This window comes from Stenotrophomonas sp. 24(2023), from assembly GCF_030913365.1.
In the GTDB taxonomy this organism is placed as follows: Bacteria; Pseudomonadota; Gammaproteobacteria; order Xanthomonadales; family Xanthomonadaceae; genus Stenotrophomonas.
Window position 1 is genome coordinate 24,745 of record NZ_CP133160.1, and the last position, 18,444, is coordinate 43,188.

Genomic DNA, 18,444 nt, shown 5'->3' on the forward strand with positions numbered 1-18,444 from the left:
ACCGCCTTTTCGTCTTGCGATAGTATCCTCGGCGCAACGGACGGCCTCCCACAGATAAATATGCGATGTGACTCACACTTTCACATTCCATAATGGGGATCCCGCGCCGCGCGATTATCACGCGGACGATGCCAGGCCCGACACACGGCCCCACTGTATTTCCAAGGATTGAAATGTGGCTTATGTAAGCAGGATGTCGAAGGTTCTCTGGGGCGAGGGATTGTTCCTGCGCCCCCAGCATTTCCAGCGCCAGGACGCGTACCACGAAGCGCGCCTGCAGGACCTGTCGCAGACATTGCACCCCTATGCGTGGGGCGCCCGCCGCGTGCGTTTCGACCCGCACGCGCTGTCCGGCGGCACGCTGCGGCCCCTCGACCTGTCGGCGGTGTTTCCCGATGGCGAGACCTATGATGCGCCCGCCCACGACAGCCTGCCCGATGCGGTATCGCTGCATGAGCTGCCACCGGGCGTGCAGTCCACCGTGGTGTACCTGGCGCTGCCGTTGCTGCGCGACGACGGCGCCAACTGTGCCGACGCCGAGGGCACCGTCCTGGCGCGCTACCGCCAGGCCAACCGCGATACGCAGGACCTGTTCACCGATGCGGTGGAGGCGGAACTGTCCTACCTGAGCAAGGCGGTGAAGCTGCTCACCGACGACCAGCCTCGTGACGCCTACAGCACGGTGCCGGTCGCGCGCGTCCGCCGCACCTCCAGCGGCGGGTTCGAACTGGACGACGAGTTCATCCCCCCTTGCGCGCAGCTGCAGGCATCGCCGTTCCTGCACCGCGAACTGCGTGCGGTGCTCGACGCGCTGCAGGCCAAGGTGGATGCGCTGTACGGCCTGCACCGGCAGACATCACAGAACATCATCGAATTCCGCAGTGGCGACATCGCCTCGTTCTGGCTGCTGCACACCATCAACAGTTCCTTCAGTGCACTGGCCCACCTGCTGCACCACCCGCAGCTGCACCCTGAGCGCCTGCACCAGGAACTGCTGCGCATGGCCGGTGCACTGCTGACCTTCTCCAACGCCTACCAGCTGAGCGATCTGCCGGTTTACCGGCACGACCAGCCCGAAGCCTCGTTCCGCAAGCTGCTGGACATCGTGCGCGCGTTGCTGGATACGGTGATCTCCACGCGCTACTTCAAGATCGCGCTGAACGAGGTCAAGCCGTCCTATCACCTGGGTCGGCTCGACTCGCAGCGCATCGATGGCGATGCCTCCTTCTACCTGTCGGTGTCGGCGGCCCTGCCCGCGCAGGAACTCATCCAGACCGTGCCCGTACGCTTCAAGGTGGGTGCACCGGACGACGTGGAGAAGTGCGTGCTGTCGGCATTGCCCGGCGTGAAGCTGGTGCACGCCGCCCAGGTGCCTGCGGCCATTCCGGTGCGCCCGGGCAGCCACTACTTCGAACTTGATGCACGCGGTGCGTTGTACGAGCGCATGCTCAAGTCGCAGTCGTTGATGATCTACGTGCCGGCCGGCATTGCCGACCTGAAGATGGAACTCGTGGCGGTGACCTCATGATGAATTCCCCCCTGCCCCCGACCCCGGGCCCGATGCCGTCGCTGACCGCCAATGGCGCGATGGTCAACCCCACCCCCCAGGCTGCCAACCCGCAAAGCCTGCAGGACCTGATGTCCGACGGCTTCTACCTGCTGCTGCTGCTCAAGCGTGGCCAGCTGCCCAACGATGCCGAAGGCTTCGTGCAGACCGTGCAGAAGTTCCTCGATGGCGTGGAGCGCAACGCGATGCGCCTGGGTGTAGCCGCCGAGGATGTCTACGCCGCCAAGTACGCGTTCTGCGCGGCGGTGGACGAGGCGATCCTGTCACAGCCCTCGCCGCTGCACGAAATCTGGGAGCGCAACCCGCTGCAGCTGCGGCTGTTCGGCGAACACCTGGCTGGCGAACACTTCTTCGACCGCCTGGAAGAACTGCGCCGCCAGGGTGCGGCGCGCCTGCCGTCGCTGGAGGTCTACCACTACTGCCTGCTGATGGGGTTCGAAGGCAAGTACCGGCTGGAGGGCACCGAGAAGCTGGGTTACCTGACGGCACGGCTGGGCGATGAGATCGTCTACCTGAAGGGCAAGCGCCATGGCTTCGCCCCGCACGCCCTGCCGCCGGACAACGTGCGCCACCGCCTGCGCCGCGTGGTGCCGCTGTGGCTGCCGGCCGCGCTGGTCGGCTGCTTCGGCGTGCTGGCGTTCTTCGGCCTGCGTTTCTACCTGGGCCACGAGACCCGCCAGCAGCTGGCGGCCTACAACGATGTGGTGCAGATGCCACAGCGCACCGCGCACATCACGATCACCTTGCCATGAGCCTGTCGATATGGACATCCCAAGCTCCGCGCTGCTCGCTTCACTCGCCTCGCTGTCCCACCGCGAACGGCTGATCCAGCTCATCGGCCCGCATGACGGGCTGGTGGTCGAACGCTTTGAAGGCGAGGAAACGGTCTGCGGCGACAACCGCCTGCAGATCGACTGCCTGGCCACCGACGCGTTCCTGGAACTGGACCCGTGGCTGGAGAAGCCGCTGACCCTGCAGCTGCGCCAGGCCGATGGCGGCCTGCGCCAGTGGCACGGCCTGTGCACCGAAGCGGCCCAGCTGGGCAGCGACGGCGGCCTGGCCCGCTACCGGCTCACCCTGGAACCGTGGACCGCCCTGCTGCGCCTGCGCCGCAATGCGGTGATCTTCCAGGACAGCGACACCCGCGCCATCTGCGAGCAGATCTTCGCCGACTACCCGCAGGCGAGCTTCCGCTTCGATGTGCAGGCCACCCTGCCCGCCCGCGCCATCACCACCCAGTACCGCGAGACCGACTGGGACTTCGTCACCCGCCTGCTGGCCGAGGCCGGCCTGGCCTGGCGCATCGAGCAGGCCCAGGGTGATGAGGCCGGCCATACGCTGGTGGTGTTCGAGCCCGGCGCCGAGCAGCCCGACAGCGGCACGCTGCGCTTCCACCGCGCCGACATGGCCGAGGCCAGCGATGGCATCACCGCCTTTGCCGAGCGCCAGCAGCTGGTGCCCAACGCCAGCACCGTGGCCAGCTGGCACAGCGAGCAGGTCAGCGCCATTGCCGGCCAGTCCAGCGCCGATGCCGGCACCCTGCCGGCGCTGGAGGTCTACGTGCAGCCGCGCGCCGGGCGCTTTGCCCAGTCCGGCTGGGCCGATGCCGAAGCACAGGCCCGCCTGGATGCCCTGCGCGTGGGCCAGGTGCTGTACAGCGGCAGCGGCAGCGAGCGCCGGCTGGCCGCCGGCAGCACCTTTGCCCTGTCCCAGCACCCGCAGCACCAGGGCCAGCGCTTCCAGCTGCTGGCCGTGCAGCACGTGGCGGTGAACAACCTGGACCAGGGCATCGCCGAACTGCTGGGCAGCGCCGAGGCCGAGCGCGGCAGCTACCGCAACCGTTTCCTGGCCACCGGCGTGGACGTGCCGGTGCGCGCCCTGCCGCAGGACCGGCCCACCCTGCACGGCCCGCAGACCGCACGCGTGGTGGGCGTGGCCGATGCCGCCCTCAGCCCCAGCCGCGAACACCAGGTGCGCGTGCAGTTCGGCTGGCAGCGCGGTGCCAGCCCCAACCCCGGCGGGCTGACCGACACCGGCAGCGCCCGTTCCGGCCATGCCCCGGGCGACCACACCAGTGGCAGCTGGGTACCCGTGGCCGAATGGGTGGCCGGCCCGAACTGGGGCAGCGCCTTCCTGCCGCGCATCGGCAGCGAGGTGCTGGTGGAGTTCCTGCACGGGGACATCGACCAGCCGCGCATCACCGGCCAGCTGTACAACGGCGAGGTCGCCCCGCCTTTCGGCGGTGGCATCGACGAGAAGGCGCGGCATCCCGGCGTGCTCAGCGGCCTGCACACCCGATCCCATGACGGCAGCGGCACCCAGCAGTGGGTGATCGACGACACCCCCGGCCAGCTGCGCACCCGCCTGCACAGCTCGCTGGCCGACAGCCGGCTGGAACTGGGCTACCTGATCGCCCACCAGGACACCGCCCGCGGCAGCCTGCGCGGGGAAGGCTTCGAGCTGGCCACCCAGGGCTGGGGCAACGTGCACGCCGCCGAGGGCCTGCTGCTGTCGGCCAGCCTGCAGGCCGGTGCCGGCTCGACGGTGATGGACAACGCCAGCGTGGTGGCCCAGCTCAAGGGCGCCGAGCGCAGCCTGGAGCAGATGCAGCAGACGCTGGGCCAGCAGCAGGTACCGGGCCTGGCCGAATTCCAGCGCACCCGGCAGCTGCGCGAGCAGATCGACCCGCAGGCGCAGGGCCGCTACAGCGGCCAGGTGAATGGCCAGAGCGCGATGAAGCCGGGCAGCGACGGCCGCAGCGCCGGTGACCAGCCGGTAGAGCGGCTGGGCACGCCGCTGCTGCTGGCCGAGGCCCCGCACCACATCGCCTGGACCACCCCGGCCAGCGCGGTGGCCTATGCCGGGCAGAACCTGCAGATGACGGTGCAGCAGGACCTGCACGTGAGCGCCGGCGAGACGCTGGCGACGGTGTCCGGCGAACAGGTTTCGCTGTTCACGCAGAGCGGCCCGCTGCGGGTGATCGCGGCCAATGGCCCGGTCAGTCTGCAGGCCCACGATGGCGAGCTGGAACTGCTGAGCGAGCAGGCGCTGACCATCACCGCCACCGACGAGCGCATCGACGTGCTGGCGCAGAGCAAGGTGGTGCTGCAGGCCGGCAGCAGCGCGATCACCCTGGACGGCGGCAACATCACCTTCAGCTGCCCGGGCGAGTTCAAGGTCAAGGCTGGCGAGCATCCGTTCATGGGGGGGGAGAGCTCGCAACCGCTGCTGGCGGCACTCCCCCTCGGACTGACGCCACGCGCACTTGATCTGAAGTACGCGTACAAGGATCTGAAGCCGGTAGTCGGCGCGCCATTCCGGGTGATGTTCGACAACGGCACCAGCGCCGAGGGAAAGCTGGACGATAAGGGTGAGGCCCGCATCGAGAATCCGCCGGGCCCTGGCAAGGTCTTCTTTGGCTATGACCAGCGTGAAGCCTTCGCCTACCCGCAACGCCCGGCGAACCCGATCTTTGGCTTCGTACCCACCTCCCCGGAGGATGCCCGGCAGGCACTTGAGCGTTACGCCAAAGCCGAGAACGAGTACATGGAAGACAACTACTTCCCGGATGAGGTCGCTGCGATCTATTCAGGCGAAGAGACCTACGACGATCTGGTCAATGCCTACGACTATTTCGACGAGCTTGAAGAGACGCATGCCGGCGACGGCACGCCCGGAGAGCATCGCGAAATTGTTCTGGATGAGAATGGCAAGGATGCCGGGGAAAGCGCATGAGCAGCAATGCCGCACTGAAGAAGGCTGAAGACGATACGCTGGCGGAAATTCTTACCTGGGTCCAGGAAGTTGTCGAGGGGCGCGGCGATTCGGCCGCCCAGATGGTGGTCTCCGTCGTGCTGGGGTGCATCCCGTATGTAGGACAGGCGATTGATGTCTACAACATCCTCCGCAGCCTCTACACGCTGACCCGTGCGCCTGCCGCCGTGGATGGCTGGATTTCGCTGGTGCTTTCGCTGATCGCGATCGTGCCGGTATTTGGGGACGCCCTGAAGAATGTCTTCATGATGCTGCGCAATGGCAAGAAGATGGGGCGCATCCTCGACAGCCTGCCGAACAAGGTCCGCGGAGACATCGAGAAATGGTTCCGCCACCTCAACTGGGCGCAGTACGCGCGCGAACTGACGAAATCAGTCGACGACATCCTGGCCGGCATGGTCGACGTGCTGGAATACCGGGTCACCAACTGGGTACTGGGTCGCCAGGGCGTACAGAAGCTGGTCAAGCAGCTTCAGGAACTGAAGAGCCTGGCAAGCCGAAAGATCGACGAGGCCATGGGCAATCTTCGCCAGGCGCACCAGCGTGCGCTGCATGACCCGTTGCCGACCACCAGCGGCAGCAGCAGCATCGGAACATCCACAGCCAAGCTGCCCACACCCGGCTCCCAGACCGGAGGCACCGTCCGCCATACATCGGCTGGCACCGCAACGCCATCGAGTGGAACCGCCAACGCCACGAAACGCCAGAGCGACCGCTCGACGTTGAGCCGCAGCCAACTGGGGGCATCCGGCGAGCACATCGCCGATTACTACTTCGTCAAGCGTCAGCGCAACCGCAGCAAAGTGAGCTTCAACGGGCACCTGTTCGAGATGCGCCAGCCTGGTCATCAGGGTATCGACCATGTGTGGCATGGTGCCCGACTGCCGCATGGCTATCGCATCAGTGACACCAAGGGAACGGGGGGCCCGTTCCACAAGCTGGAGACTGCCAAGGCGGTCTACCAGGCCCTGGAGTATGGAATTGATGCGTACCTGGGAGAGCAGGACGAGAAGAAGGCCAAGGGGGCGGTTAATTCAAAGGTCACCGCAGATGGCAAGCAGATGAGCCACCGATGGATTGCGAAGAAGCTTGCAACCGCAAAGCTTCTGCCAGCGCATGCCAGCACGCTGCTCCCGAAGGTAAGCGCATGGCGCCGAAATGATTTCAAACTTGGCGCCTCTACTGATATTAGTGAGGATGGCGATGTTACACGCACCCTCGTTAGATGCCCATATGATCGCAGCATCGTCACGGTGGTCGGACCAAACCACAACACGCACGAAAAATCCAAAGGAAATTCGTCAGGAAGATGCGCCAAAGCAGCAACCAGCCATCAAATAGCCACTGAATTCATCCTACCCAACTCCATACTTCCGAAGTGAAATAATTCATGCAATTTAGTAATCCTGACTGGAAGTCCTGGCTTGCCTGGAAGGTACAACAAACGGCATTTGATGGCCGCCGCGAACCATATCAGCGCTTTGATACTTATTCCGCACAGTTCAAAGACTCCCTCGGCGGCATCGTCATGGTCACAACTGACCTACCTAAGCATGTTGCGAAGGCACGCAAATCTGGCCTAATGATGTCCACACAACAGCGCCTATGGGACGCGCTTAACTTAATGAGCTTGCAGTACTCGGCAGGCGCAGCCATCAATCAACTTACGGCGATCTGGCCATACACTCTGCAATGGGCAGAGGAATACTCGCGCTTTGACAAGGAGTATGACGACTCTGCAGAGAACACCTCCGGCGATCGGATTCCACACGTTACGCTGAGAGACGAAGAATACTGGATAGTTGCACTACGGATGGTCTGCTTTGGAATTCTTACAGGCAATGCCAACGATATGCCCCGTGTCATGGCCATACTCGACTACGTCAACGCCGAATTGAACATACATGACGGACTGCTGGAGCGACTGGTCGCACCGTGGGCTCCGGGTAGACCCATCCCGGACACCGCAACCCGACACCTCCCCTACCGCAAGCTGTTCAAAGTTTTCGATGCCACGCCCGAAAAGCGCCCGGCCCTGATGGCTACCTATCTTGACGAGTGGTACCACGCCAGCCGGCGCGAACCTTATATTGACCAGCATGGCGAGGGTGACATTGCCTTCTATGGCTACTGGTCGTGGGAAGCCGCAGCGACCACCATCGTGCTCGGCATCGATGATGCGAGCTATCGCGACATGGCGTTCTATCCCAGGGATCTTGCGGACTACGCCCGCCAGGTCGCGTCCGGCGCGACCAGCGACGAACGTGTTGGCCGGGTAGCAGCGAACGAGCCCTGCCCGCGCAATGGCTGGTGGTACACACCTGCACAAGGCAGTCGACGCTACTTCCGCGAAGGCGACATCTTCCCCTCCATCGAGAACAGCGACTGGGGCGACACCTTCTGGATATGGGCCGCAGACCAGACGCCGCCGGCGTTGGGTTGACTCTCCGCCACCAGCACTGAGCCCTTCGGCAAGGCGGAAATTGCCGCGAGCTGCATGGAGAATCATTGGCAGATCCTCATGTTGAGGGCTTCGGCGGCAAGCCAAAAGCACAATTCCGCGGCGACGCCGGCTTCTTCGTCGCCACATGTGCACCTCCGTGTGGGAATGGTGACCGAACAACCAAAGCTGCGGCATCACAGCAGGTCACCGTTGCATTCATGCTTCCTTGTGCTCCGCTTCTGATATGAGATCTTGCATGCAATCCGTGAGCCCCGATTGGAAGGCCTGGATGGCCCGAAAGATCAGCGAAGAAGGCTTCGAGCAACGCAGAGAACCTTATCAGCGTTACGGGACCTATCTGGCTCAATTCAAGAGCACAATCAACAGGATCGCGATGGTGACTGTCGACCTCCCAAAGCACCTTGCCAAGGCCACGAATGGGGGATTGATGACCTCGACGCGTCGGCGCCTTTGGGATTCGCTTGATTGGCTCTGCGTGCAATACTCTGCTGGCGCACCCGCAGCGGAAATTGCAGACGTCTGGCCTTACGTTATTGAATGGGCAGAAGAGTACGCGAGGTTTGACAAAGCGTATGACGACTCTGCAGAAAACACCTCCGGCGATCGGATTCCACACGTCACGCTGAGAGACGAAGAATACTGGATGGTTGCACTGCGGATGGTCTGCTTTGGAATTCTTACAGGCAATGCCAACGACATGCCGCGTGTCATGGCCATGCTCGACTACGTCAACGCCGAATTGGACATCCATGACGGACTGCTGGAACGGCTGGTCGCACCGTGGGCTCCGGGCAGACCCATCCCGGACACCGCAACCCGACACCTCCCCTACCGCAAGCTGTTCAAAGTCTTCGATGCCACGCCCGACAAGCGCCCAACCCTGATGGCTACCTATCTTGACGAGTGGTACCACGCCAGCCGGCGCGAACCTTATATTGATCAGCATGGCGAGGGTGATATTGCCTTCTATGGCTACTGGTCGTGGGAAGCCGCCGCGACCACCATCGTGCTCGGTATCGATGATGCGAGCTATCGTGATATGGCGTTCTATCCCAAGGATCTTGTGGACTATGCTCGCCAGATCGCGTCCGGCGCGCCCAGCGACGAACGTATTGGCCGCGTAGCAGCGAACGAGCCCAGCCCCCGCGGCGGCTGGTGGTACACGCCCGCACTATGAGATCTCGTATGCAACCTGTGAGCCCCGATTGGAAGGCCTGGATGGCCCGAAAGATCAGCGAAGAAGGTTTCAAGAAACGCAGAGAACCCTACCAGCGCTACGAGACCTATCTAGCTCAGTTCAAGAGCACCGTTGGCAGGATCGCGATGATAACTGTGGATCTGCCAAAGCACCTTGCCAAGGCCACCAGTGGGGGATTGATGACCTCCACGCGTCGGCGTCTTTGGGACACACTGGACTTCATGAGCCTGCAGTACTCAGCAGGTGCACCGCCGGCCGAGATTGGTGATATCTGGCCGTATGTTCTGCGATGGGCGGAGGAGTACGGCACTTTTGACAAGGCCTATGATGACTCGCCTGAAAACACCTCCGGCGATCGGATTCCTCATGCGCCGCTCGTGAGCGAAAGCTATTGGATCGTCGCGCTTCGCTTAGTCTGCTTTGGAATTCTTACAGGCAATACCAACGACCTGCCACGCGTCATGTCGTTCCTGGACTACGTCAACGCCGAATTGGACATCCATGACGGACTGCTGGAACGACTGGTCGCACCATGGGCCCCGGGTAGACCCATCCCCGACACCGCAACCCGGCACCTTCCCTACCGCAAGCTGTTCAAAGTCTTCGATGCCCCACTCGACAAGCGCCCGGCCCTGATGGCCACCTATCTTGACGAGTGGTACCACGCCAGCCGGCGCGAACCCTACATTGACCAGCATGGCGAGAGTGACATCGCCTTCTATGGCTACTGGTCGTGGGAAGCTGCCGCGACCACCATCGTGCTCGGCATCGATGATGCGAGCTATCGCGATATGGCGTTCTACCCCAAGGATCTTGCGGATTACGCCCGCCAGATCGCGCCAGGCGCAACCAGCGAAGGCAGCGAAGGCAGCGACCTGGGTGACACGTTCCGGATATGGGCCGCGGACAAGACACCACCAATAATGGAATGAACAGGCGCCCCGCCTCACCATTCCCATGCGGCATCCGGCATCCGGCATCCGGCATCCGGCAACGGATAGACCACCAGACCCAGACGAACGTTCGACGGCGAGGTAGACATCGACAGCAGACCGTTCGACGGTGACATGAAGATGGGCGATATCCCGGCCGCCAGCAACATGACCTTTGAGGTTCACTGCAGCAGTGGCATTGCCACATGCACAACGAATCGGGTTGATGGAACGTCTCGTGGCTACTCGATCTACTTCAAGGTCGACAAAAAGCGGCACAACAGTCTGCTGTACACCGTGAAAGTAAGCCACGCCCTTGAGTGACCTCGTCCGGACGGCTCACCAGCTTGGCAATCCCACTCGATCCCACCAAGATCACACCGCCCTGACTGGCCCGCCATCGAACATCCACCGCTCCGCGCAGTTGCCAGCGCCATTGCCTTTACGGATATACCATGATGCTGTCACCTCGCAGGTTTGTAGTTCTGGCCACCATCTCCTGGCTTTCGGCAGCCGCGTGGGCTTCAACACCGAAGGACAGCGCATTCAACGCGCACCCGCCTCATGGCATTGCGGTCTCGGCGGATAGCCGGATTGCACGCAACTATCCGCAAACCGAGTGCCTCGATTTCCAGCGGGAGCGAAAGCACATTGGATTTCTCTGCACGTCTGCCAGCAAGCTGTTCCTAGCCGATTTCGGAATTACGACCGTAGAGGGAACCCAGGATTCTCCAGAGCACGCCCAGGTAGCGACAGGCGTGTCGTCCTATGAAATGGCACCCATCCCCCTTCATGGACACAGGCTGTTCACCGCTGAAGTCGATTGCGATGAGGGGGACGAACTGCAGTATCGTGCAACCTCCACGTGCCATGTGGCCTTCATGCCACTGACCAGCACGCACTTCTACTACAGCAGTTTCGTCCTCAGAAACCACGCCACGTCCACATCGCGCATTGATGTACAGGCCGTCCTGGCCATCTGGGAAAGCCTGACCATTCCGCCGGGTAAGCAGGACTGATCGCTGATGCACCAAAGCTCCAACATTGCGTCGAGTTTCTCAACCCCGCTTTCCATTGAAACAGGAACCGGCATGCCGCTTCATAATCCCGACTGGAAGGAATGGATGGCACGCAAAGTCAGCGCAGACGACTTTGCGCTGCGAAGAGAGCCGCAGCAGCGCTATGCAACGTATCTCGCCCAGTTCCAGGATACGGTGAGCGGGATTGCCATGGTCACCGTCGACCTGCCCAAGCACCTTTCCAGAGCATCCCGTGGCGGATTGATGACCTCCACGCGCCGGCGCTTATGGGACACCCTTGATCTGATGAGCCTGCAGTACTCGGCAGGTGCGCCGATCGGCCAACTCACCGGGATCTGGCCATACACCCTGGCGTGGGCAGAGGAGTACGGCGCCTTTGACAAAGCCTATGATGATTCGCCGGAAAACACCTCCGGCGATCGCGTTCCGCATGCACCGTTGGTAACTGAAAGCTATTGGATCGTCGCCCTGCGGATGGTGTGCTTCGGGATCCTGACGGGCAACGCCAATGACATGCCCCGTGTCATGGCATTCCTCGACTATGTCAACGCCGAACTGGGCATCCATGACGGACTGCTGGAGCGCCTGGTGGCACCGTGGGCACCTGGCCGCCCCCAGCCTGACACCACCACGCGCAACCTGCCCTACCGCAGGCTGCTGAAGGTCTTCGAGGCCAGCCCTGACAGGCGTCCGGCATTGATGGCGACCTATCTTCAGCACTGGTACGAGGCCAGCCGGCGCGAGCCCTATGTCGACCAGCATGGCGAGGGCGACATTATCTTCTACGGCTACTGGTCATGGGAGGCCGCCGCGACCACCATCGTGCTCGGCATCGATGATGCCAGCTATCGCGACATGGCCTTCTACCCGAAGGATCTTGTGGACTACGCACGCAGGGGCGCACCAATGAAGACACCCCACACGCATTCCGATGGGGCATCCTGACCCCATGGCACCATCACTCATTCCCACGGCTGCGGCGGCTGCTCTGCTGGCCCTGGCCTGCGCGGCAAGCGCCGCCACACCACTACAGCGCGCCTGCACTGCCGCGCCCATCGACGACCGGATCGCGCTGCTGCCGCTGGAAGGCAAGCGCGTCAGTGCCTGCCCGCCCGGTAATGATGAGGGCTGCCCTTACAGCGGGCAGCACGGCAGCACATCGCTGGATGGCACTCCGGACCTCAACCACGACGGTCGAAAGGACGCCATCCTGACCTATGTCGGCAGCAGTCATGGCGATATCGACGTGACTGACAAGCTGGTCCTGGCCCAGTGTGCGGACGGAACCTATATCCGCCTTCTGGAAGGAACGTTCACAACGCTGCTGGCTCCCGCACCGCCACATGCCACCTGGCCTGATCTGGAGGCAACGCGGGATTGCCCGACAGGCCGGGATGAAGCGGCCCGCCCCCTGACGATACGGCTGCACTTCGATGCCACCGCCGTTCGCTAGCTGGGCCCGGCGGGGCTGGACCTGGTCAACGCCTGTGCAGATTGACGGCTGCCATCAACACCTCCCATACCCGTTCTTTGCTTCCAGATGGCTCGGCACCCGTTGCAGCACCCCGTAGCCCAGGCCATCACTGGCCAGACCATCGCGCGAGCATGCGATGATGGGAACCCATTGAGCCCCCGCCTCCGCACAGGCATCGCGATGACCCGTCACCTGCTCCTTGGCCTGGGCGCGACCGTCGCGCTGGCGGCCTGTTCGCCCTCGGCGCCAACCGCAGCGCCTGCCGCCACGGCGGCGGCACCGGCCCAGCCCGGTATCCGCCTGCTGCCCGACGTGACCGACCTGGGTTTTGCGGCCCTGCCCGCCGGTACGCTGTTGCGGCAGCTGCACGTGGCCGACGACGACGGCGAGGGCCTGATGCTGCTGTCGCGCCAGGAAGATGCCTTCACCGATGAAGATGGCGTGGACCAGGACCGCATCACCCTGACCGCCACGCTGTACCAGCGCGACGACGCCCAGTCCGCGTGGGAGCTGGCCTGGCAGAACGTGGACCCGACCGAGTGCCCGGGGCTGGATCTGCAGGCAGGCTTCTTCCTTGAACCGTTCCAGGCAACCGACCTCGATGGCGACGGCCGCGCCGAATACACCGTGGCCAGCCATGCCTTCTGCGGCGGAGGCGTGGATCCCCACGCGCTGCAGATACTGCTGGTGCAGGGAGACGACGCGCTGGTGGTGGAAGGAGAATCGGTGGTGCAGGTCGAGGGAGACCCGCCGTTCGGCGGCGACCGCCAGGACAGCCCGGAGGTCGCCGAGGCCCCAGCCGCCATCCGCCAGCACCTGGACCAGGTATGGGCGCGCATCAAGCAGGGGCCGGCCGCGTAATGCAACGCATGCAGCAATGACATGCCCGGTGCTATCGTGGCGCCATCATCCCCCGCAGGAGCAGTGCCGATGATCCGTTTCCGTCATGCCGGCGTTGGGCTGGCCGCCGTGGTCGCACCGCTGTTGCTGGCCGCCTGTGTCACCTCGCCCGGCCCGGAGGTCAAGGGCAGCGGGGTGTGCGATGCCAGCCAGCTGGGCTGGGCAGTAGGCCAGCCGGCCAACGAGGAAAACCTGCGCCGCCTGTCACGTGAAAGTGGTGCCGGCCTGGTCAACCCGATCGGCCCCAGCACCCTCACCACCAAGGACATCCGCCGCGATCGCCTGCGCGTGTTCTTCGGCAAGGACAACCTCATCAGCGCCGTGCGCTGCGAATAACGACAACAGCGCCTGCCCCGTGGTGTCGCGCAGTCGGATCTGCGCGCACCTGTCACGGCTCGGTGTAGCCAGCGCAGTCCGGCAGCGGCTGATCGGGATGGAACGCCCCGTCCCTGAAGCGGAACAGTCGCATGTAAGTACACGCCGGGTCCTGCTCCGTGCGCAGATCCTTCTTCTTCAGCGGGCCCTTGGCCAGTGAATCCTCCTGGCGCGAAACGCCCGCCGGGAACCGGGTAGCAACGGTCTGGTAGCGCAGCACCGGCATGCCCTTGTCCACGGCATCCAGTGCCAGCCGGGCCGAGAAGGTGTACTCGTCATGGCACGCCCCGGCGCGCTGCTTCATGTCCTGCTCGCTGAAGCAGGCGCGGATGCTCGCATTGCCCTGCCACGGCAGGGACAGCACGTTGTCGTCGATCTGCACCCCCTCATCGAGGTGACGGATCTGCGCCAGCTGCAGGGTCGTGGCCTCGGCACCGCCCCCGGAATACATTTCCGTACGCTTGACCAGCCCCCCCACCAGCACGTTCTGGCGGGCGCGTTGCTGCGGATCACCCAGCGTTTCATCGGCACCCACGCCCGGGGCCAGGCGCACGATCCATGGCCACACCGCCAGCTCGCTATCCGCTGGCACAGCGATGCTGGCGTGGAAATAGCTGGGGCCGTGTTCGCCGGTTACCTGCTCTGCTACTTCCAGGGTGGTCGAGTGCCCGCCGTCCGTGGTTGCCGGCTGCACCCGCACGCACCACACGCGATCGCGCGTGCAGAACTGCAGCCGTGCCTCACCCTGGCCCCGGTCATCGAGCACCTGGCCCAGCGGCTCCACGACATTGCCGGCGGCATCGCGCTGCTGCGGCAGCACCGACGGCTGCGCCGATGCCAGCAACGGCAGGGCCAGCAACGCGACGTAGCCCGCTGTGCAGGAAACTGTCTTGAACATCCGGGCAACTCCTGCGCCATCGGCGCCATCCATGCGATGGCACCCATCGTAGCGCAGGCCCGGCGCGACCGGCTCAGGTGCAGTCGCAGCCGCCCCAGTCCCGGGCTTTCGAGGTCTGCCCGATGCCGGGGTTGAAGGTGTTGCTCGGGTCCAGTTGCCGGTAGAAGCCTGCCAGCGCCGGCTTGGCCGGGTACAGGTGGCCGACATTGTGTTCGGCCGGATACTCCGCGCCACGCCCGTCCAGCAGGGCCCACATGGCATGTTCAATCGCCATGGGATCCTCGCCCTTGCGGGCGATGTAATCCTGGTGGAACACATGGCAGAGGAAATGCCCGTAGTACAGCTTGTGCAGCAGGCGACCATCGATGTCGGCCGGCAGGGTCTCGAACCAGTCGGCATCATCCCGGCGCAGGGCGATGTCCAGGGCCACGATGTCCTGCACCTGGTCGCGGTGCACTTCGCGGTAGCGCACGGCGGCACCGGCCACCGCGAACCGGTGCAGGAAGGCCTTGCGCCCTTCCTCGGCGGTGCAGCGGAAGAAGCCACCTTCGTGGTCGGCGAAACAGCGGTGCAGCCAGGCTTCGGTTTCCGCAGCGTCCTGCGCCGATACCTTCAAAAGCAGGTGGTGTTCATAACGCTGCCGGTACTCGCCCATCCGCACTGGAAGGTGCGGCGGCAGCAGGCCCACCAACGCCTGCATCACCCGGTCGGTCACTCCGCGCAGGCCGAGCCGTTCACACCAGCCGTCGATGCGGCTCTTGAACGCGAACGCCGCCGGCACCCGCGCGGTACCCAGGCGGTCGATCAGCAGGAAGGTGTCCTTGCCGTAGCGCTCGCCGATGTCATACGCATCGCGGTGGATGTACTCCCCGGAAATGGGCAGGCGTTCGAAACCGGTCAGCAGCTGGCGACGGATCGCGGTCAGGGTGGCTGTCTGGTTGCTGCCGATGTAGAAGACCTCGGCCGGCTCTTTCTCGAAGGTATCCAGGCGCACCGCGAACACCGCCAGCTTGCCGGCGGAACCGGCCGCTTCGAAATGGCGGCTGGCATCGGCATTGAAGCGCGCGGGCGTGGCCGCATCCACCTGGCGCACCTGCGCGCCGTAATGGGCATCGGAGGCAGCGCGGCCACCGCCATCGCCGACGTCGGCAGCGGTGTAGTCACCCGCCTGCAGTCGTTGCAGGATCTGCTCGGGGGTGTGCCCCAGCGCGATGCCCAGGTGGTTGACCAGCTGCAGCTGGCCCTGCGCATCCACCTGCGCGAACAGCGCCAGTTCGGTATAGGCCGGACCACGGCGCACCAGCGCCCCGCCGGAATTGTTGCAGACCCCGCCCAGCACCGAGGCGCCGATGCAGGATGAGCCGATCACCGAATGCGGTTCGCGGCCGAGCGGTGCCAGCGTCTGCTCCAGGCGGTCCAGGGTGGCGCCGGGCAGGCAGACCACCTGGCGGCCGCCGTCGAGCAGCTGGATGCCGGCCAGCCGCAACGTGCTGACCAGCACGACCGGACGGCCGTAGTCATCGCCATCGGGCGTGGAGCCACCGGTCAGGCCGGTATTGGCCGCCTGCAGGATGATGGCCGCCCCACCCTGCACGGCGGCCTGCAGCACCTGCCACAACGCCAGCAGCGTGCCGGGGCGGACCACCGCCAGCACCGGGCCATCACCGAAGCGGTAGCCCTTGCGGAAGCGCCGGGTCGCCTTGTCACCGGTCAGCACGTGGCGCTGGCCGACGGCCGCGCGCAGCTGGGCCAGCACCACCGCGTGCTCGCTCATGGCAGGCTGGCCAGCGAATCGCGGCCGATGTCGGCGATGCGGCGCGCACCGGTCAGCGTCATCGCCACGCGCATTTCCCTGGCGATCAGGTCCAGCAGGTTGGCCACGCCCGCTTCCCCCTGCGCGGCCAGCGCATAGATGAAGGCACGGCCGAGCAGCACGGTGTCGGCGCCCAGCGCCAGCATGCGCACCACATCCAGGCCGGTGCGGATGCCCGAATCGACGAGAATCTTCAGCTCGCCCCGCACCGCATCGGCAATGGCCGGCAGCGCGCGGGCGGTGGACAGCACGCCATCGAGCTGGCGGCCACCGTGGTTGGAGACCACGATGCCATCGGCACCGAAGCTGACGGCATCGCGTGCGTCGTCCGGGTCGAGGATGCCCTTGATTACCATCGGGCCCTTCCAGAATTCACGGATCCACTCCAGGTCTTTCCAGGAAATGGACGGATCGAAGTTGCTGCCCAGCCAGCCGATATAGTCCTCCAGCCCGGTCGGATGACCGCGGTAGGTGGAGATGTTGCCCAGATCGTGCGGGCGGCCGAACAGGCCGACATCCCAGGCCCAGCGGGGATGGGTGATGGCCTGCAGCAGCCGTCGCACTGCCGCGTTGGGGCCGCTCATGCCCGAATGCGCGTCACGGTAACGGGCACCCGGCACCGGCATGTCCACGGTGAACACCAGGGTGGATACCCCGGCCGCCTGCGCCCGTTCCAGCGCATTGCGCATGAAGCCGCGGTCACGCAGCACGTACAGCTGGAACCACATCGGCCGCGTGATGGCTGGCGCGACCTCCTCGATCGGGCAGACCGACACGGTGGACAGGGTAAAAGGAATGCCGCGGCTGTCGGCGGCACGCGCGGCCTGTACCTCGCCCCGGCGCGCATACATGCCGGTCAGGCCGACCGGCCCCAGCGCGACCGGCAGTGCCAGGGTCTGGCCGAACAGTTCGGTGTCCAGGCTCAGGTCGGCCATGTTGCGCAGCACGCGTTGGCGCAGGGCGATATCAGCCAGGTCCGATACGTTGCGCTTGAGCGTGTGCTCGGCATACGCGCCGCCATCGATGTAGTGGAACAGGAACGGCGGCAGGCGACGTTCGGCGGCGGCGCGGTAGTCGGTGGAAGCGGAGATGATCATGGGGGTGGCCCGTGGGGCAACGTCAGTCGGGGGAGGACGGCAGGCGTGAAGCGCGGGCGCGCCGGGCCGCGTTGTCGTCGAGCGTACGCAACGCGGTATGTACGAACGCCAGGTGCGCATGGGCCGCCGCACGGGCGCGCTCAGGGTCACCGGCCAGCACCGCTTCCATCATCGCGCGGTGCTGCTCGGACAGCGGCGCGAAGGTGCTGGCCGAGGTGAACAGCTTTTCGCGGCTCTGCGAGATGTTGGTCTGCAGCAGCCCGAACAGGCCACGCATGACCTGCAGCAGCACCAGGTTGTGCGCCGCTTCGGCAATGGACAGGTGGAAGGCCGCATCGGCCTGCGCTTCTCCCGCCGGGTCGTCCTTGCCATGCGCGTCCATCATGGTCTGGAAGGCCTGTGCGATGCGGGCACGGTCCTCGTCGGTGGCGCGCAGCGCCGCATGCCAGGCCGTGGCGCCTTCCAGCGCATGGCGGATTTCAAGCACGTCGAAACGGTACTCCGGGTCGCCCTGGAAGACCGGCAGGTACGCCGCCAGCGGTTCGTGCAATGCCTGCTGCGCACGCAGGGCCGGCCCCGCCACGTAAGTCCCACCGCCCACGCGCGCGGCCAGCAGGCCCTGGCTGGCCAGCTGTGCGATGGCCTCGCGCAGCACCGTGCGCGACACCCCCAGCTGCACCGCCAGCACCCGTTCGGCCGGCAGGCGCTCGCCCGGCTGCAGTTGCTGTTCGTCCACCAGCCCGCGCAGCTGCACAGCCACCCGGTCGGACAGTCGTTGTGTACTCATGGTGCCCTTACCGCCAGATCGTGCCGGCGACAGCAGACAGAGGTTGCCAGGACTGCATGCAGCGCTCTCGATGGGAGAAACATTTTGGTACGACCAATATGGGAATTGTACAGGCCAGACAAGAT

General features: G+C 64.7%; 16 protein-coding genes. 12 read left to right on the top strand and 4 right to left on the bottom strand.

What is annotated here, in order from left to right; genetic code table 11:
* The first annotated feature begins 193 nt into the window (after window positions 1-193).
* From tssK to Q9R17_RS00165, 12 genes are all read left to right on the top strand, one after another.
* Window positions 194-1,528 carry a type VI secretion system baseplate subunit TssK gene (tssK, locus tag Q9R17_RS00110; RefSeq protein ID WP_308156447.1) on the top strand — a complete coding sequence of 445 codons (1,335 nt, stop codon included), beginning with the start codon at window positions 194-196 and terminating at the stop codon, window positions 1,526-1,528.
* Window positions 1,525-2,319, top strand: coding sequence for a type IVB secretion system protein IcmH/DotU (icmH, locus tag Q9R17_RS00115; RefSeq protein ID WP_308156448.1), 795 nt, complete (start codon window positions 1,525-1,527; stop codon window positions 2,317-2,319). Before tssK ends, icmH begins: the two co-directional genes overlap by 4 nt.
* Before the next feature lie 10 nt (window positions 2,320-2,329).
* Window positions 2,330-5,302, top strand: a complete 2,973-nt coding sequence (locus Q9R17_RS00120) for a type VI secretion system Vgr family protein (protein WP_308156449.1) — start codon at window positions 2,330-2,332, stop codon at window positions 5,300-5,302.
* Window positions 5,299-6,723: a hypothetical protein gene (locus Q9R17_RS00125; RefSeq protein ID WP_308156450.1), complete on the top strand. Its 1,425-nt coding sequence runs from the start codon at window positions 5,299-5,301 to the stop codon at window positions 6,721-6,723. The genes Q9R17_RS00120 and Q9R17_RS00125 overlap by 4 nt, the downstream gene beginning before the upstream one ends.
* An 8-nt stretch (window positions 6,724-6,731) precedes the next feature.
* Window positions 6,732-7,784 (top strand): PoNe immunity protein domain-containing protein, encoded by a 1,053-nt coding sequence (locus tag Q9R17_RS00130; protein WP_308156451.1) that lies wholly within the window; start codon window positions 6,732-6,734, stop codon window positions 7,782-7,784.
* 289 nt (window positions 7,785-8,073) lie between these two features.
* Window positions 8,074-8,982 carry a PoNe immunity protein domain-containing protein gene (locus Q9R17_RS00135; protein WP_308156452.1) on the top strand — a complete coding sequence of 303 codons (909 nt, stop codon included), beginning with the start codon at window positions 8,074-8,076 and terminating at the stop codon, window positions 8,980-8,982.
* Between the two features lie 41 nt (window positions 8,983-9,023).
* Window positions 9,024-9,935: a PoNe immunity protein domain-containing protein gene (locus Q9R17_RS00140; protein WP_308156453.1), complete on the top strand. Its 912-nt coding sequence runs from the start codon at window positions 9,024-9,026 to the stop codon at window positions 9,933-9,935.
* 455 nt (window positions 9,936-10,390) lie between these two features.
* Window positions 10,391-10,954, top strand: coding sequence for a hypothetical protein (locus Q9R17_RS00145; RefSeq protein ID WP_308156454.1), 564 nt, complete (start codon window positions 10,391-10,393; stop codon window positions 10,952-10,954).
* A gap of 6 nt (window positions 10,955-10,960) precedes the next feature.
* The gene (locus Q9R17_RS00150) at window positions 10,961-11,920 is read left to right on the top strand and encodes a PoNe immunity protein domain-containing protein (protein WP_308156455.1); all 960 of its coding nucleotides are present in this window, start codon (window positions 10,961-10,963) and stop codon (window positions 11,918-11,920) included.
* 4 nt (window positions 11,921-11,924) lie between these two features.
* On the top strand, window positions 11,925-12,428 hold the full coding sequence (locus Q9R17_RS00155) for a hypothetical protein (protein WP_308156456.1): 504 nt from the start codon (window positions 11,925-11,927) through the stop codon (window positions 12,426-12,428).
* 201 nt (window positions 12,429-12,629) lie between these two features.
* On the top strand, window positions 12,630-13,310 hold the full coding sequence (locus tag Q9R17_RS00160; RefSeq protein WP_308156457.1) for a hypothetical protein: 681 nt from the start codon (window positions 12,630-12,632) through the stop codon (window positions 13,308-13,310).
* A gap of 69 nt (window positions 13,311-13,379) precedes the next feature.
* Entirely contained in the window at window positions 13,380-13,685 is a 306-nt protein-coding gene (locus Q9R17_RS00165; RefSeq protein WP_308156458.1) for an I78 family peptidase inhibitor, read from the top strand.
* Window positions 13,686-13,737: 52 nt separating this feature from the next.
* On the opposite strand, the gene Q9R17_RS00170 is transcribed toward Q9R17_RS00165, so the two are convergent.
* The 4 genes from Q9R17_RS00170 to lldR form a co-directional block, all read right to left on the bottom strand.
* Entirely contained in the window at window positions 13,738-14,622 is an 885-nt protein-coding gene (locus Q9R17_RS00170) for a hypothetical protein (RefSeq protein WP_308156459.1), read from the bottom strand.
* 73 nt (window positions 14,623-14,695) lie between these two features.
* Window positions 14,696-16,396, bottom strand: a complete 1,701-nt coding sequence (gene dld, locus Q9R17_RS00175; RefSeq protein WP_308156460.1) for a D-lactate dehydrogenase — start codon at window positions 16,394-16,396, stop codon at window positions 14,696-14,698.
* A complete protein-coding gene (gene lldD, locus Q9R17_RS00180; protein WP_308156461.1) occupies window positions 16,393-17,532 on the bottom strand; it encodes an FMN-dependent L-lactate dehydrogenase LldD in 1,140 nt (379 codons plus the stop codon). Before lldD ends, dld begins: the two co-directional genes overlap by 4 nt.
* Window positions 17,533-17,554: 22 nt before the next feature.
* Complete coding sequence (lldR, locus tag Q9R17_RS00185; RefSeq protein WP_308156462.1) at window positions 17,555-18,319, bottom strand: transcriptional regulator LldR; 765 nt, start codon at window positions 18,317-18,319, stop codon at window positions 17,555-17,557.
* Window positions 18,320-18,444 lie beyond the last annotated feature (125 nt).

Coding starts and splice junctions, on each gene's coding strand:
- Q9R17_RS00170 (WP_308156459.1), bottom strand. CDS start 14,622: ATGTTCAAGACAGTTTCCTGCACAGCGGGCTACGTCGCGTTGCTGGCC.
- dld (WP_308156460.1), bottom strand. CDS start 16,396: ATGAGCGAGCACGCGGTGGTGCTGGCCCAGCTGCGCGCGGCCGTCGGC.
- Q9R17_RS00125 (WP_308156450.1), top strand. CDS start 5,299: ATGAGCAGCAATGCCGCACTGAAGAAGGCTGAAGACGATACGCTGGCG.
- lldD (WP_308156461.1), bottom strand. CDS start 17,532: ATGATCATCTCCGCTTCCACCGACTACCGCGCCGCCGCCGAACGTCGC.
- Q9R17_RS00135 (WP_308156452.1), top strand. CDS start 8,074: ATGGCCCGAAAGATCAGCGAAGAAGGCTTCGAGCAACGCAGAGAACCT.
- tssK (WP_308156447.1), top strand. CDS start 194: ATGTCGAAGGTTCTCTGGGGCGAGGGATTGTTCCTGCGCCCCCAGCAT.
- Q9R17_RS00130 (WP_308156451.1), top strand. CDS start 6,732: ATGCAATTTAGTAATCCTGACTGGAAGTCCTGGCTTGCCTGGAAGGTA.
- Q9R17_RS00150 (WP_308156455.1), top strand. CDS start 10,961: ATGCACCAAAGCTCCAACATTGCGTCGAGTTTCTCAACCCCGCTTTCC.
- Q9R17_RS00155 (WP_308156456.1), top strand. CDS start 11,925: ATGGCACCATCACTCATTCCCACGGCTGCGGCGGCTGCTCTGCTGGCC.
- Q9R17_RS00140 (WP_308156453.1), top strand. CDS start 9,024: ATGGCCCGAAAGATCAGCGAAGAAGGTTTCAAGAAACGCAGAGAACCC.
- icmH (WP_308156448.1), top strand. CDS start 1,525: ATGATGAATTCCCCCCTGCCCCCGACCCCGGGCCCGATGCCGTCGCTG.
- Q9R17_RS00120 (WP_308156449.1), top strand. CDS start 2,330: ATGGACATCCCAAGCTCCGCGCTGCTCGCTTCACTCGCCTCGCTGTCC.
- Q9R17_RS00160 (WP_308156457.1), top strand. CDS start 12,630: ATGACCCGTCACCTGCTCCTTGGCCTGGGCGCGACCGTCGCGCTGGCG.
- Q9R17_RS00145 (WP_308156454.1), top strand. CDS start 10,391: ATGATGCTGTCACCTCGCAGGTTTGTAGTTCTGGCCACCATCTCCTGG.
- lldR (WP_308156462.1), bottom strand. CDS start 18,319: ATGAGTACACAACGACTGTCCGACCGGGTGGCTGTGCAGCTGCGCGGG.
- Q9R17_RS00165 (WP_308156458.1), top strand. CDS start 13,380: ATGATCCGTTTCCGTCATGCCGGCGTTGGGCTGGCCGCCGTGGTCGCA.